This is a genomic window from Pelagimonas phthalicica (assembly GCF_004364805.1).
GTDB classification, from domain to species: Bacteria; Pseudomonadota; Alphaproteobacteria; order Rhodobacterales; family Rhodobacteraceae; genus Pelagimonas; species Pelagimonas phthalicica.
This window is the reverse complement of record NZ_SOAP01000002.1, coordinates 542,288-556,708: the sequence shown is the minus strand read 5'-3', so window position 1 is coordinate 556,708 and position 14,421 is coordinate 542,288. Positions and strand designations below refer to the sequence as shown.

Genomic DNA, 14,421 nt, shown 5'->3' with positions numbered 1-14,421 from the left:
TGGCGTGCTAGGCTTTGCTGTGTCAGTTTTTGCAAAACGCAGAACTATCCAATTCTGGAGAACGGAGGGTGGGATGTCTGAAAAATCCCCGAACACCTCATTGATCGGCGGGTTCATCGACGAGCTTGAGGAAACCTTTATTGCGATCATCCTGGGGGCGATGACATTGATCACCTTCGTGAATGTGATCGTGCGCTATGTCTTCAACTCGTCCTGGTGGCGCTCCTTTGAAGGTGTGATCGGTATCGAGATGCCACGCTCGATGATCTCGGCGCTTGAACTGACCAGCTTTCTTTTTGCCTGGCTCGTGCTGTTCGGCATCAGCTATGCGGTGAAAAAGACCGCCAATCTGGGCGTTGACGTGGTGCTGAACATGGTCTCCCCCACAGCGCGGCGTGTTCTGGGCCTGACAGCGGCGGCGATCTGTGTCGCCTATGCCTTCCTGTTGCTCAAAGGTTCCTGGGATTACTGGGCTCCCTTCGCCGGGTTTGACGCCACATCGGGCCGCTGGTTCCCGACCGGCTTCGCCAATAGCCGCGATCAGGCCTGGTATGAGGTTGGCGATATCATCATGCCGGATTGGCTGCGCTTTATCGAGCCGATCTTCAACCAGGGCGAAGCTTATGAAAAGATCCCGCGCTTCATTCCCTATGTCATTCTGCCCGTCGGGGCAGCGCTGTTGCTCTATCGCTTTCTGCAGGCCACCTGGAAAATCTGGACCGGTGCCGAAGACAGCCTGATCGTCAGCCACGAAGCCGAAGATGCGGTCGATGACGTCGCCCATCTTAACAAAGAGGACTAAGCAAAATGGACGTCGCCATTCTCTTTATGATGGTCATTGGCCTGATGCTGATCGGTGTGCCGATCGCGGTCTCCCTTGGCTTCTCTTCGATCATCTTCCTGTTGGTCCTGTCTGACACCTCGCTTGGCTCTGTTGCGCAAAGCTTCTTTCAGGCGATGGCGGGGCATTATACCCTGCTGGCCATTCCCTTCTTCATCCTTGCCTCCAGCTTTATGTCCACCGGTGGTGTGGCGCGGCGGATCATCCGCTTTTCCATCGCGATTGTGGGTCATTTCCACGGTGGGTTGGCGATTGCGGGCGTTTTTGCCTGTATGCTGTTCGCGGCCCTGTCCGGCTCCAGCCCAGCCACGGTTGTAGCCATCGGTTCCATCGTCATCGCCGGGATGCGTCAGGTTGGCTATTCCAAGGATTTCGCCGCCGGTGTCATCGCCAATGCGGGCACCCTTGGCATCCTGATCCCACCCTCCATCGTGATGGTTGTCTACGCCTCCGCGGTTGAGGTTTCGGTCGGTCGTATGTTCCTCGCCGGTGTGATCCCGGGTCTGATGGCCGGCACCATGCTGATGATCACCATCTATGTGATCGCCCGTTTCAAGAACCTGCCCAAAGGCGAATGGCGCGGCTGGCGCGAGGTGTTCGACTCCGGCTTTGAAGCGATCTGGGGCCTGTTCCTGATCGTCATCATCCTGGGCGGCATCTATGGCGGTATCTTTACCCCAACCGAAGCGGCAGCTGTGGCAGCGGTCTATGCCTTCTTCATCGCGAACTTCATCTATCGCGATATGGGGCCTCTGGCCAATAAAGAGGGCGGCAAGAACCTGTCTCTGGCCCGCAAGCCCATCGCCATCATCACCGCCTTTTTCCACAAAGACACCAAAGACACGTTGTTCGAAGCTGGCAAGCTGACCATCACCCTGATGTTCATCATCGCCAATGCCTTGATCCTCAAGCATGTTCTGACCGACGAACAAATCCCGCAGCAAATTGCCGGCGCGATGATCAATGTTGGCTTTGGTGCGGTGATGTTCCTGGTGATCGTCAATATCATCCTGCTGATTGGTGGTCAGTTCATGGAACCTTCGGGCCTGATCGTGATCGTGGCGCCGCTGGTCTTCCCGATTGCCATCGAACTTGGGATCGACCCGATCCATCTGGGTATCATCATGGTGGTGAATATGGAAATCGGTATGATCACACCGCCGGTTGGTCTCAACCTCTTTGTGACCTCGGGCGTGGCCGGGATGCCGATGATGCGGGTCGTGCGCGCAGCCCTGCCTTTCCTCGCGGTGCTCTTCGTCTTCCTGATCATGGTGACCTATATCCCTTGGCTGTCGACCTACCTGCCGACAACCTTCATGGGGCCCGAGATCGTGACGCACTAAGCGCAATCAAATTATGCGCGTCCGCGCTCATAATTTACGAAACACAAAAAGCGACGCTCCATCCGGGGCGTCGTTTTACGTTGCAAGGTTGGATTAAGAGTATTTGGACCAAGAAGAAGCGCCTTGTGTTTCTTTGGGCCAAAAATATCCCGGGGAGCGCGAGGGGCTGGCCCCTCGCATCCGCCATCGTTTAGGCGCTTGCCGAGAGGGCCTCGATGATCGGGTTGAAATCCGCCGCTTTCAACGACGCGCCGCCCACCAGCGCCCCATCCACATTGGAGGTGGCAAAGATCTCAACCGCGTTAGACGCTTTGACCGAGCCGCCATAGAGCAGGCGGGTGCCATTTGCGATCTCGGCCCCAAAGCGTTTGGTCAGCTCGGCGCGCATGAAATCATGCACCTCGGCGATCAGCTCTGGTGTGGGGACCTTGCCGGTGCCAATGGCCCAGACCGGCTCATAGGCCACGACAGTGTTGGCAGCGCTGGCCCCATCCGGGATCGATTCCGCCAATTGGCGGCCAATCACCCGCAGGGTTTCGCCGCTTTCGCGTTCTTCCAGGGTTTCACCGATGCAGACCACCGCAATCAGCCCCGCATCCCATACAGCTTTGGACTTTGCTGCAACATCAGCGTCACTTTCTGAATGATCGGTGCGGCGTTCGGAATGGCCTGTCAGCACATATCCTGCGCCGGCATCCTTAAGCATGTCGGCGGAGATATCACCGGTATGCGCGCCCGAGACATTGGCGTGGCAATCCTGCCCACCAATGGCGATATCGCCAGACTGCGCCGCCGCAGTCGCGACCAAAGTTGCCGGAGGGCAGATCAAAACGTCAACAGCGTCAGTCACGGCGGTTTGCATTGCTGCCAGCTCGGCCAGCGATGCTTGTGTTCCGTTCATTTTCCAATTTCCTGCGGCCAGTTTGCGTCGCATGACTCTCTCCCCAATAAAATGTTGGCGCTATCATCGCCAATTTACCGCCGCGCGCAAGGCGTCGGCCCGTCGCGTGTGTCTTGCCACGAAGCGCGGCCAAGGGAAAGTCAGAGATGGCGCAGGGCTTCGCGGGCCAGATCACAGGCCTCATCGGGATCTTCAAGCGCGCTGTCGGGCAGCGTCCAATAGGGCATGGCTGCTGGTTTATGACCGGGGCGCTGATAGGTCCAATGCTCCAGGCCAAGCGACTCAAATCGCGCGACCATCTCACCCTGACCTTTGAGCCGGATCACACCGCCCGACATGACAATGGCAAAGATCACCCCGTTGCAATAGATCGCCAGCCCACCAAACATCTTGCGGGTGGTCAGCGGGGCGAGGCCCTCAAACAACTCCAAAGCAAAAGCGATTTCATCTTCGGAAATCGCCATGGCTTAGCCCTGCTGTTCAGCGCGCAGCTCTTCTACGTCTTTGAATTTGATCGATTCCCCGCAGCCGCAGGCATCTGTCACATTGGGATTGCGGAACTTGAAACCGCTTTCCAGCAACGAGGTCTCATAATCAATTTCCGTGCCAAACAGGAACATCTGCGCCATGGGCGCGATCAGCACCCGTGCGCCATCCTGTTCCACGACCTCATCATTGGGATCGGCGGCATCAACGTAATCCATGGTATATTCCATACCCGCGCAGCCGCCCTTTTTGACGCCGATACGCAAACCGTGACGGCCGTCACGGTCCATCAGCTTGGTGATCTGCTTGATCGCTGCCGGAGTCATGGTCACGGCGTTTTTGCCCGGAATGTTGAACATGGAATACCTCTTTGGTGCATTCCCTATCTAGGGCGCTTTGGTTACGATCTCAAGAAGGCCGATCATCGCATATGTGCTGCCCAGCGCCCAGGCGAAAGAGGCCATGGTGCCGATGATCACATATTCGCTGGCCTGACGCCCTTGTTTTGCGGTGTCCAGACGCAGAACCGATTTGGCGGCGATCAGGAAGCCGACACCTCCGGGCTGGCCAATGACGACCAGCAGAAAGATCATGCTGCGTTCCAATTGTCCGATCAATTTGCCCGCATCGGGCAGGCCCGGTTCCTGATCATCGACCACATTGGCCCAGCGCGCGGTCAGCATGCCGACCACGTAACCGCCTGCGGTGACGGACAAAACAAATCCGGTCAGCAAAATGGCCGGGGGCAGGGCGAGAGCGGCGTAATCGGCCCAGATCCCTTGGGTGATGGCCCCGGGCCACCAGATCGCCGCGCAAACCAGCGTCAGGATATGGGCGGCCTGATCAATCAGAAAGGCGCGCAAACCTGTGCGGATGTGATCGGGCAGGGCCCAGGTCTTGATCGCGTCGATGATCAGATGTGCAAGCGAGACCACAAGCGCCACTTGCCAGATGCCGCCCAACAGCAGGGTTGTCAGGGCAAAGACCACGGCAATATGGCAGAGCAGCACCAGCGGTTGCTGTTTACGCCGCACCATCCAATCGGCTTGAAAGGTGAAATCCGCCAGCACATGCGCCAAAAGCAGCGCGGCAAAGCTTTGTGCCACGGCAGGGTCAATCATCAAAGAAGGCATGAGAGCTTCCTTTTGCGGGAAGAAACTGGTTTTGCTTTCATCACTCTGACCAATCCAGGCTTTCCCACTGGGCAATGGCCCGTTCCAGGCCCGGATAGCCTGCGGACCACAAGGCCTGATTGACCGCAGGGCGGGAGATGCCCAGCTGTGTGGCGATTTCGGCGCGGTTGGGGGCGTTGGGGGGCAGGATCTCGGCCATGGATCGCGCCTGAGCCTGTGTCCAGCCTTGGGCGATCTGATCGGCCAGGGCTGTTACAGCATCAAAAAGGGCATTTTCCGCATGACCCATGCGGATATGCCCGGAAATACTGTCAAGAAAACGGCCCGAGGCGACAAAGGCGACCCCATGGGCGCTGTTGATATCGCCATCCTTGGGCAAATCACCGGCGCCACTGGCCAAGGCGATGCGAGTCGACAGGGATTTGTCGAGCTTGCGTAGGTTGGCCTGTAGATAAAGCGCCGCGCGCAACCCGTAATGCGGCGCGCCCAGCGCCAATTGCCAGCCATCGCCACCACGGCGCCCAAACAGGGCAGGGCGCTCATCCCAGCCAGACACAAAAGAAGCAGCCCCAGCCAAGGCCGCCATGGCCTCATCCAGAACTGCTTCTGTCAATTTCGTTGATCCGACAATATCGCCGGTGAGAACGGTGAGTTTCATGAGAAAGCTATACCACTTCCTTTGCTAAAAAGGAAGCTTAAACGCTATCTTACATAAAGCCCAATTCCAGCCGCGCCTCGTCCGACATCATTTCCATGCCCCAGGGCGGCTCCCATGTCAGGTCAACCTTGACCTGCTGGATCCCGGCCACCGGTTCAATCGCCTCTTGCACCCAGCCCGGCATATCGCCAGCAACCGGGCAGCCCGGCGCGGTCAGGGTCATGATGACGCTGACGATGTTTTCATCAGAAATATCAATCGTATAGATCAGGCCAAGATCATAGATATTCACCGGGATTTCTGGGTCAAACACGGTGCGGCACGCCTCAACGACCGAGTCGTAAAGCGCGTGATCAGTGCTAGAGGGCGCGATCAGCGGTGCGCCTTCCATTTGGGGGCTGGCATCAGTCATTGCCGGTCCTTCCACGTTATTCTTGATAAAAACATATAGGAAACTCATGGGCCGGGGTAAAGGGCCGACCTTTGCCGCATGGTTTTTACCCCTGCGACCTTTTAGGGTCTGACACCAAGGGTCGCCATTGGGTGGATATAGGTCAGATGAAACAGGTCGTGGCAATTTCTGCAATGCTCATGCTGGCACCTGCGATTGGGTCTGCCAGCGTGTTTCAGGACATGCTGGCGCGGTTGCCCGATACAAACCAAGAGTTGCGCCTGCATATTGCAAAAACGCCCGAGATTCTGGGCGTGATCAAATGGGATACAGCCGGGGAGGTGATCTTTCCCCCCGCCAACACCCTGGCATTTCACAGCGACTCGCTGGTGTTGGACAACCGGGACGAGCTGCGCGCGCTGCAGCAACAAGCCGGATCAGGCAAAACCGTGACCAGCGCCTTGTCGCCGGACCGGCTGTTTCATTGCCGCAGCACACCGGCGATTTGCCTCGTGCTTGATGCGGAACTCTTGGGGACACAACCAGAGCCGGATAATACAGGCTTTGCCTATTTCCAGCGCGCCCTGACCTGGTTCTACCTTACCATCACCCTTGCCATTGTCGGGATTGCGGCCTTCTTTTTGCTCTTGCGCCGCCGTCCCACCACGCCCAGCGATCCCGAAAGCTTTGCCATTGGGGCGGTGCAGATCAATCCCCGCCGCAGCACCTGTGTGATCGACGGGCAGGAACAGCCTTTGGGTGCCCGTGACATCGCCATTCTGCGTCATCTTCACACCCATCAGGGCGAGGTCGTCAGCAAGGATTCGCTCTATGACGCCGCGTGGGGGCGGGATTATATGCCCAATTCCCGCGCGCTCGATCAGCATATGCTGGCGCTTCGGCGCAAGCTTGGCGATACCGAATTGATCGAGACGGTCTATGGGCAAGGTTATCGCGTTCCGGGATAACCCCCTGCGCCGCCACGATTTTGCAAGTTTCTTGCAAGTCTCTCACGCCATTCTGACACATGACAGAGCAGTCTTTGTTCTGATGGCCTGAGAATCCTTGAAACAGCTCAAGGACCCCAAGAGGAGATCCAGCATGAAACCAGTCGCTTTGATGATGGGCCTTGCCCTGTATCTGACCGCACCGGGCCTTGGCGCGCAGACATACACAACCGAAGGATATAACCCGGGCGACGATCAGGGCATATTGAACCCCGAAGAGCTGTCCCTGCGCGGTGCCCTGGATCGGATGCGCTATGGCGAATCTCATCCGATGATGGGTGTGCTCGGCTATGGCGCGGCCAAAGAGGGGAATCACAAAGTCGCGCGTGAAATCTTTGAACGCATCACTCGTGAAGGCAACGTTCAGGGCATGACCTGGCTGTCCTGGATGCATGATAACGGGCTGGGTGGCCCCGAAGACCCCGAAGCCGCCGCCGAGCTTGATCGCCGCGCCATGGAGCTTGGCTCAGAGGTGGCGGCGTTCAACTTTGGGCTCGATTTGCTACGCGGGCGCGGGGTTGTGCAGGATCAACAGGCGGGCGAAGCCATGATCCGCAAAGCTGCAGAAATGGGGGATACCAGTGCCCAGCACCTGATCGACAACGATTTCGACCTCGATTCCGTCACGCCGGATGCGGATGAATGGAAATACGAACAGCGGTTGTTCTAACTCTCCGGAAAGGCGCAGAGCTTAACCTTTTTTCTGCGCCACCCGGCGGAAATTGCGTTTCTGCCACAAAGGCCAGCCCATCATCTGGCTCACAGTGCCAAAATGCAGCCCGCGCGCGGTCAGCCCGTCAAAGGTGTTCGGCATGGCTTTGACCGTGCCGCTTTGAATGTCATGGCTGAGGATAATGGCACCGGGGCGCGAATGTTTGAGGATTCGCTTGGCCACCACGCTGGCACCAGGGCGGCGCCAGTCTTGCGGATCCACCGACCAAAGAATCGTCGGCAGGTTGCGCTCTTTATACAGCATCAGGCGCTGGCGCTTGGTGAAAGATCCATAAGGCGGGCGGAAGGTCACCGGCGGGCGGCCCGTGACCTTATAGATTGCATCGGTGGTCCGATCGATCTGCGACAGCACCGAAGCATTGGAATGCTTGGCCAGATTCGGGTGTGACCAGCTGTGATTGCCAATCTCATGCCCCTCATCGGCGATCCGTTTGACAATATCGGGCCAGGTCACCACGCGATTGCCGATCAGATAGAACGTGGCGCGCAGGTTGCGGGCCTTGAGCATATCCAAAAGCTTTGGCGTCAGGCTGGGATGGGGCCCGTCATCAAAGGTCATGGCAACCACAGGTGTGCTGGTTTTGACGGCCATCACGGTCGCGGAATCACGGCGCGATGCATCCTTTGGCAAGGAAATGGCCGGGGCAGCGGCCTGGGCCATCTGGGGCTGCGCCAAAACACACGCAGCCGATCCTGCGGACAGGAACGTCCGGCGGGAAAAAGTAGTCATAGGGGGCCATCCTTGGCAGAAAATGGCAAATTAAGCAGATGTTAAGAAAAAGCCCGTCGCCTTGCGTCAAAGCAAGCTGAATCGTGGCTTCAAAGGGCTGAAACACACCCTCAGTGACCGCTAAGACACGGTTGTCTTATGGTAAAAATAGGCCCGGTGAAAAATGCTGCAAAAAGGTTTGGAAATTCGCTTGACGACCCCGGCACCTACCCATAAAAGGCCTCTCACGCCACGGCCAATATGGCTCGGGCGGCAGCGAGCGGTTGTAGCTCAGATGGTTAGAGTACCGGCCTGTCACGCCGGGGGTCGCGGGTTCGAGCCCCGTCAACCGCGCCACCGCTGCCCACCGAAACCTAGGCCTGCGTGTCATACGCGGTTGTAGCTCAGATGGTTAGAGTACCGGCCTGTCACGCCGGGGGTCGCGGGTTCGAGCCCCGTCAACCGCGCCACTTTTACTTGGAACACCAAGTAAATCGGCACTAGAACAAAGCGCTCCGTTTCGGGGCGCTTTTGTTTTTGCGGGATGCCGTTTTTCGGTCGGCCCTCAGCCGACACAGCCACCATTCATTAAAACTTGCACAAAAGGCAGGGAATCCCTGACTGTCTTTTTCGGGGCAGGGCGGGTTAACATCCCCTTACTGTCTGCTGCCACTATCCTCACTTTTACCAGACAGACCAGTTTTGGCGCATTTATGCGCGTCAGTTTCTGTGTCCCGCAGAGACTGACAGTGCATCCTAATGCCAAAACAAAAGCGCCCCGAGTGATCGAGGCGCTTGATGGGACAGATATGTGTAAAGGAAACCGGGGGTTAGCGACCCCAGCTGCGAACAGGGCCGCAATCCATATGGACAAAGTTGGATTTGGAATACCGGCCCACGCCGCCGCCGCCGCAGGACACGGCCGCCTTGTACATTTGGTTGACCGACCGCGAGGCAAGACGCAGATCAGCGGCCTGACCGCGCAAATGGCGGGAATTCTTGGCAACGCCGCTGGAACGAGAGCGCAGCATCGCGTTGGTTTTCGGGCTGCGATAGCCGGAAATCAGCATATAGGGTTCCGACGCATCCATCAGGTTATGCGCCGCCGCCATGATGTCGACCGTGCGCAGGTCCATCTTTTTGACGTCATTGGTGCGCCAGTCGCGCATGAAGTAGTTGATTTCCTTGACCGCGTCGGCAAGGTACTTGCCCTCGATCCAGTAAATCATGTCGATCCGTTCGCCGGTGCGCCCGCTATACATGCGGATACGGCGAATATCGCCACCGCCGCGCAGGAAACCTGCGGCATTTGTATATGTTGGGGCTGCTGCCACTGCCGTCGCTGCAAATGCGCCAAGAACGCCCCGCCGCGAAATGCTGCCTGAATTGAAATCTGCCATGTTTAAGCGCCTGTCCCGTCGCCATTCCTTGTTTCGCGTGTCCCGCCATGCTTTCCTGCATGTTGCGGATCACAACCTGCCATCTATCCCCAGATGTCGACATTGGTATGGCACGAATCGGGTTGCTAAAAAAGTAAGATTTGGCCGCTTTGCGAGGATCAAGGGGAAATGGGCAGTTTTCTGCCAAATTCCCCATGAACTGTGGCGAGAATGTGCAATCAACAGCTTGGCCGTGTTCTGGCGGACCCGCGTTCAAAACCTTTCACCTTCTGTCACAAATGTGAGTGGACAGGGACAGGTGTTTGAATACAAAGAGAATAGATAAAAAGGCGCGTGTGACAGGGGTTTTTTGAATGAAATTTTCAGCAATGCATCGCAGGAAAAGCTGGACAACCGCATTGATTGCAGCCGGGGCGATCTGGCTCGCGGCGGGAACGGCGCAGGCACAGGAAAATGATGGGTTCTCCTTTCAGGTCACCGCCTACAAACAGGCCGTGGCCGAACAGTTGGGCGATGATGAACAGATGGCCGCCTTTTACCGCGCCCGTGGATTCGGACCGATCTGGACCAGCGACGCCCCCGAAGATCGCGCCCGCCGCCTGGCTTTGATCGAAGCCTTTTCCATGGCGGATGATCACGGGCTTCCGGTGAGCCGTTATAATAAAGACATGCTGATGGCAAAGCTCGCCCAGGTGCAAACCGGGCGCGAGCGTGGCTTGCTCGAAGTGGAACTGTCACAGATCTACCTGCGTTTTGCCCGTGATCTGCAATCCGGGATGCTTGTCCCGGCGCGCATCGATTCCGGTATCAAACGAAAACTGCCGCATCGCGACGGTCAGATGCTGCTGCAACGCCTTGTCGACGAAGATCCGCGCGCCGTGCTGCGCAGCCTGGCCCCGAACAGCCCGGAATATGCCCGCCTCATGCGTGCCAAGCTCAAGCTGGAACATCGCATCGCTCATGGCGGTTGGGGCTCGGTTGTGCCGTCGGGCAGTTTGAAACCGGGGCAAAGCGGCGGGTCCGTCGTCGCCCTGCGCAATCGTTTGACCAAGATGGGCTACATGCGCCGCTCTTTGTCGTCGCGCTATGATGATGCCCTGCAGGCCGCCGTTCAGGAATTCCAAGAGGATCATGGGCTCAAGGCTGACGGCGTCGCCGGCTCTGGCACCATGCGCCAGATCAACACCTCGCCGGAACAGCGTTTGAAATCCATCATGGTCGCCATGGAGCGCGAGCGTTGGATCAACCTGCCTGAGGGCTTAGGCAAACGTCATGTCAAAGTGAACCTGGTCAATTACCACGCGCAAATCTTTGACGACAACAAGCTGACCTATGAAACCAAATCGGTGATTGGTCATCAGGACCTTGACCGCCGCACGCCGGAATTCTCCGATGTGATGGAACATATGGTCATCAACCCGTCCTGGTATGTGCCGCGGTCGATCATCGTGAATGAATATCTGCCGCTGCTGCGTGGCAATCCCGGTGCCGTTGGCCATCTTGAGATCATCGATGCGCGGGGCCGGGTGGTCAGCCGTGGCCATGGCTTTGCCAAATACAGCGCGCGCACCTTCCCGTTTTCCATGCGCCAGCCTCCGGGGCCGCGTAATGCGCTGGGATCTGTGAAATTCATGTTCCCGAACAAATACAACATCTATCTGCACGACACCCCATCGCAGCACCTCTTTGCGCGCGAAGTGCGCACCTTTAGCCATGGCTGCATCCGCCTGGATGATCCGCATGACTTTGCCTATGCGCTCTTGGCCAAACAGCATCATGACCCGGTCAACTACTTCAAAAGCATCCTGAATTCGCGTCAGGAAACTCATGTCGATCTTGAGGTGGATGTGCCTGTGCACCTGATCTATCGCACCGCCTTTACCAAGGCCAAAGGGCAGATGAACTATCGCCCCGATGTCTATGGCCGCGATGCCAAGATCTGGAGCGCGCTGGTCAATGCAGGTGTCAATCTGCGCACCGGCTCGATCTGAACGCATAAACAAGACGATGACCAAACCCCTTTGGCAAGCCTCCAGAGGGGTTTTCTCTTGCCCGCGCAAGGCTTACACCTGTGCCACGACACAGTAATGCGGAGCCTCTATGTCCTATTCCATCGCAGAAATCGCGCAGACGCTCAGCATTGCCTATGAAGGGGACGGCGATCTGCGGATCACCTCTGTGGCAGAACCTGCCGACGCTGCGGCGGATCAACTGGCCATTGCGATGAAACCGGAATTCGCCAAAGGGCTGGCACAGGGCAGCGCGCGGGCCGCGATGATGTGGCAAGGCGCAGATTGGCAGGGCTTTGGGCTCAAGGCAGTGTTGCTGGCCCCACGCCCGCGCTATGCCATGTCGGGCCTGTCTGCCATGTTGGATCCGGGGCCGGAGTATCCCACCGGCATTCACCCATCTGCAGTCATCTCACCCGAGGCTACCTTGGGCGAAAATGTCTCGGTCGGAGCCTTTGCCGTGATCGAGGCCGGGGCAGAGATTGGTGACAACTCCCTGATCGGCCCGCAGTGCTATATCGGCACCCAGGCGCGGATCGGGCAGGGGGCTTTGCTGCATGCGGGCGTTCGCGTCTGCCACCGCGTCACCATCGGCGATCGCCTGATTGCCCATGGCGGGGCCTGCATCGGAGCAGACGGCTTCTCCTTTGTCACGCCAGAACCCTCCGGCGTCGAAAAGGCCCGCGCCTCCTTGGGCGAAGAGGGCACCGACAGCGCCCAATCTTGGGCCCGCATTCATTCACTGGGCGGGGTGAGCATTGGTGACGATCTTGAGATCGGGGCCAATTCCTGCATCGACCGTGGTACCGTGCGCGACACACGCATCGGAAATGGCTGCAAGCTCGATAACCTGGTGCAGGTGGGCCATAACGTTGTGATTGGCAATGACTGTCTGCTCTGTTCTCAGGTCGGCGTCGCTGGCTCCAGCGTGATCGGCAACAATGTGGTCTTGGGCGGGCAATCGGGCGTATCTGACAATATCTCCATCGGCGACCGGGCGATTCTGGGCGGGGCCTCGGTGGTTCTGTCCAACGTGCCTGCGGGCCGCGTTATGCTGGGCTATCCGGCGGTCAAAATGGACACCCATGTTGAAAGCTACAAAGGCCTGCGCCGCCTGCCACGCCTGTTCCGCGACGTTGCGGAGTTGAAAAAAGCTGTTTCAAAACTCACTGGGACGCACTAAATCACTGCGAAGGCGAAACGGTTACAGGACGGGGAAGATGAACGTCAAAGACCAGGTCATCGCAATTGTTGCTGAACAGGCTCTGCTCGAGCCCTCGGATGTGACATTGGAAAGCTCACCAGAAGATCTCGGAATCGACAGCCTTGGATTGGTCGAAGCGATTTTCGCCATCGAAGAAGCCTTTGATATCTCGGTGCCCTTCAACGCCAACGATCCCAGCGAGAGCGATTTTGACATCTCCTCGGTCGCCAAGATCATCGCAGGCATCGAAAAACTGATTGCCGAGCAGGTCTCGTGAAACGGGTCGTCATTACCGGCGCGGGAACCATCAATGCGCTCGGCTTTGATGTCCCCGCCACCTATGCTGCCATGCGAGAGGGCACATGCGGCATTGGCCCTTTGGACTTTCAGGATGTGGACCGTCTGGCGATCAAGATCGGCGGGCAGGTTCAGGGCTATGAGGCGGAGACCTATTTCAACCGCCAACAGCTCTCGCTCTATGATCGGTTCACCCAGTTCACGCTTTTGGCCGCCCGTCAGGCGCTGGCGCAATCGGGGCTCGAATTTCATGGCGAGCTTGCGGATCGTTCCGGGGTGATCCTGGGCAATTCCGGCGGCGGGCTGACCACGCAGGACGAGAATTTTCGCGCCGTCTATGAAGAGGGCAAGAACAGGGTGCATCCCTTTGTGGTGCCCAAGCTGATGAACAACGCCGCTGCCAGCCATGTCAGCATGGAGTTCAACCTACGCGGCCCGACCTTTACCGTGTCCACCGCCTGCGCCAGCTCCAACCACGCCATGGGGCAAGCCTATCAGATGGTGCGCTCGGGTATGGCCCCGGCGATGATCACCGGCGGGTCCGAGGCGATGTTGTGTTTTGGCGGTGTGAAGGCCTGGGAAGGGCTGCGTGTCATGTCCAAAAAGGCCTGCCGCCCGTTCTCTGCTACCCGCAACGGCATGGTGCAGGGCGAAGGCGCTGGTGTCTTTGTCTTTGAAGAATACGAACACGCTCGCGCCCGTGGCGCTGATATCCTGGCGGAAATCATCGGTTTTGCCATGAGCTCGGATGCCGCTGACATCGTCATGCCGTCCAAAGCAGGCGCGGCTCGGGCGATTTCAGGTGCGTTGAAGGACGGCCAAATCGCGAAAGAGCGCGTCAGCTATATCAACGCCCATGGCACCGGCACGGCCGCCAATGACAAAACCGAATGCGCTGCGGTTGCGGATGTGTTTGGTGCCCATGCGGACAATCTGATGATCTCCTCGACCAAGTCGATGCATGGCCATCTGATCGGCGGCACCGGTGCCGTGGAGCTGCTCGCCTGTTTGATGGCGCTGCGCGATGGCGTGATCGCGCCAACCATCAATTACGAAGAGCCGGATCCCGAATGCGCCCTGGACGTGGTCCCCAATGAGGCGCGCGAGGCCAAGGTCGACGTGGTCATGTCCAACGCCTTTGCTTTTGGCGGGCTGAACGCAGTCATCGCATTGGCGCGACCCTAACCTATTGACGTGAGCGGGCAGGGGGCGTTGCCCCCGTCTGCAAGCAGACTCCCCCAAGATATTTTAGGCCCAAAGAAACCAAAGGTGTTCGTGTTTCTTCGTGGTGGCAAATACTCCGGGGTGAA

The 14,421-nt window shown here is 58.0% G+C and carries 16 protein-coding genes and 2 tRNA genes; 10 read left to right on the top strand and 8 right to left on the bottom strand.

Annotated features, from left to right (window positions below; all coding sequences use genetic code 11):
• The first annotated feature begins 73 nt into the window (after positions 1 to 73).
• Together CLV87_RS12780 and CLV87_RS12775 are read left to right on the top strand one after the other, a co-directional pair.
• Positions 74 to 802: a TRAP transporter small permease gene (locus tag CLV87_RS12780; RefSeq protein WP_099245870.1), complete on the top strand. Its 729-nt coding sequence runs from the start codon at positions 74 to 76 to the stop codon at positions 800 to 802.
• 5 nt (positions 803 to 807) lie between these two features.
• The gene (locus CLV87_RS12775; protein WP_099245868.1) at positions 808 to 2,184 is read left to right on the top strand and encodes a TRAP transporter large permease; all 1,377 of its coding nucleotides are present in this window, start codon (positions 808 to 810) and stop codon (positions 2,182 to 2,184) included.
• 190 nt (positions 2,185 to 2,374) lie between these two features.
• Here the strand turns inward: CLV87_RS12775 and tpiA are convergent, their stop codons facing one another.
• The 6 genes from tpiA to CLV87_RS12745 form a co-directional block, all read right to left on the bottom strand.
• Positions 2,375 to 3,118 carry a triose-phosphate isomerase gene (gene tpiA / locus CLV87_RS12770; RefSeq protein ID WP_099245866.1) on the bottom strand — a complete coding sequence of 248 codons (744 nt, stop codon included), beginning with the start codon at positions 3,116 to 3,118 and terminating at the stop codon, positions 2,375 to 2,377.
• Between the two features lie 107 nt (positions 3,119 to 3,225).
• The gene (locus CLV87_RS12765) at positions 3,226 to 3,549 is read right to left on the bottom strand and encodes a TfoX/Sxy family protein (protein ID WP_099245864.1); all 324 of its coding nucleotides are present in this window, start codon (positions 3,547 to 3,549) and stop codon (positions 3,226 to 3,228) included.
• 3 nt (positions 3,550 to 3,552) lie between these two features.
• On the bottom strand, positions 3,553 to 3,930 hold the full coding sequence (locus CLV87_RS12760; RefSeq protein WP_099245862.1) for a HesB/IscA family protein: 378 nt from the start codon (positions 3,928 to 3,930) through the stop codon (positions 3,553 to 3,555).
• A gap of 27 nt (positions 3,931 to 3,957) precedes the next feature.
• Positions 3,958 to 4,704, bottom strand: a complete 747-nt coding sequence (locus CLV87_RS12755) for a DUF3307 domain-containing protein (RefSeq protein ID WP_099245860.1) — start codon at positions 4,702 to 4,704, stop codon at positions 3,958 to 3,960.
• A gap of 40 nt (positions 4,705 to 4,744) precedes the next feature.
• Positions 4,745 to 5,362: a hypothetical protein gene (locus CLV87_RS12750; RefSeq protein WP_099245858.1), complete on the bottom strand. Its 618-nt coding sequence runs from the start codon at positions 5,360 to 5,362 to the stop codon at positions 4,745 to 4,747.
• Between the two features lie 49 nt (positions 5,363 to 5,411).
• The gene (locus tag CLV87_RS12745) at positions 5,412 to 5,774 is read right to left on the bottom strand and encodes an SUF system Fe-S cluster assembly protein (protein ID WP_099245856.1); all 363 of its coding nucleotides are present in this window, start codon (positions 5,772 to 5,774) and stop codon (positions 5,412 to 5,414) included.
• Positions 5,775 to 5,932: 158 nt separating this feature from the next.
• On the opposite strand from CLV87_RS12745, the gene CLV87_RS12740 reads away from it, so the two are divergent.
• Positions 5,933 to 6,721: a winged helix-turn-helix domain-containing protein gene (locus CLV87_RS12740; RefSeq protein ID WP_176556032.1), complete on the top strand. Its 789-nt coding sequence runs from the start codon at positions 5,933 to 5,935 to the stop codon at positions 6,719 to 6,721.
• 133 nt (positions 6,722 to 6,854) lie between these two features.
• Positions 6,855 to 7,430 carry a tetratricopeptide repeat protein gene (locus CLV87_RS12735; protein ID WP_099245852.1) on the top strand — a complete coding sequence of 192 codons (576 nt, stop codon included), beginning with the start codon at positions 6,855 to 6,857 and terminating at the stop codon, positions 7,428 to 7,430.
• Between the two features lie 21 nt (positions 7,431 to 7,451).
• On the opposite strand, the gene CLV87_RS12730 is transcribed toward CLV87_RS12735, so the two are convergent.
• Complete coding sequence (locus CLV87_RS12730) at positions 7,452 to 8,222, bottom strand: polysaccharide deacetylase family protein (protein ID WP_099245850.1); 771 nt, start codon at positions 8,220 to 8,222, stop codon at positions 7,452 to 7,454.
• A 259-nt stretch (positions 8,223 to 8,481) separates the two neighbouring features.
• On the opposite strand from CLV87_RS12730, the gene CLV87_RS12725 reads away from it, so the two are divergent.
• Together CLV87_RS12725 and CLV87_RS12720 are read left to right on the top strand one after the other, a co-directional pair.
• A tRNA-Asp gene (locus tag CLV87_RS12725) sits at positions 8,482 to 8,558 on the top strand.
• A gap of 36 nt (positions 8,559 to 8,594) precedes the next feature.
• Positions 8,595 to 8,671, top strand: a tRNA-Asp gene (locus CLV87_RS12720).
• A 360-nt stretch (positions 8,672 to 9,031) separates the two neighbouring features.
• Here CLV87_RS12720 and CLV87_RS12715 read toward each other — a convergent pair.
• Entirely contained in the window at positions 9,032 to 9,601 is a 570-nt protein-coding gene (locus CLV87_RS12715) for a YcbK family protein (RefSeq protein ID WP_099245848.1), read from the bottom strand.
• Positions 9,602 to 9,954: 353 nt separating this feature from the next.
• Here CLV87_RS12715 and CLV87_RS12710 point away from each other — a divergent pair, with 353 nt between their 5' ends.
• The 4 genes from CLV87_RS12710 to CLV87_RS12695 all read left to right on the top strand — a co-directional run bounded on the left by CLV87_RS12710 (position 9,955) and on the right by CLV87_RS12695 (position 14,296).
• Positions 9,955 to 11,592: a L,D-transpeptidase family protein gene (locus tag CLV87_RS12710; RefSeq protein ID WP_235871920.1), complete on the top strand. Its 1,638-nt coding sequence runs from the start codon at positions 9,955 to 9,957 to the stop codon at positions 11,590 to 11,592.
• Positions 11,593 to 11,701: 109 nt separating this feature from the next.
• Complete coding sequence (lpxD, locus tag CLV87_RS12705) at positions 11,702 to 12,793, top strand: UDP-3-O-(3-hydroxymyristoyl)glucosamine N-acyltransferase (RefSeq protein WP_099245846.1); 1,092 nt, start codon at positions 11,702 to 11,704, stop codon at positions 12,791 to 12,793.
• 37 nt (positions 12,794 to 12,830) lie between these two features.
• Positions 12,831 to 13,091, top strand: a complete 261-nt coding sequence (locus CLV87_RS12700; protein WP_099245844.1) for an acyl carrier protein — start codon at positions 12,831 to 12,833, stop codon at positions 13,089 to 13,091.
• The gene (locus CLV87_RS12695; RefSeq protein WP_099245843.1) at positions 13,088 to 14,296 is read left to right on the top strand and encodes a beta-ketoacyl-[acyl-carrier-protein] synthase family protein; all 1,209 of its coding nucleotides are present in this window, start codon (positions 13,088 to 13,090) and stop codon (positions 14,294 to 14,296) included. The genes CLV87_RS12700 and CLV87_RS12695 overlap by 4 nt, the downstream gene beginning before the upstream one ends.
• Positions 14,297 to 14,421: the final 125 nt, after the last annotated feature.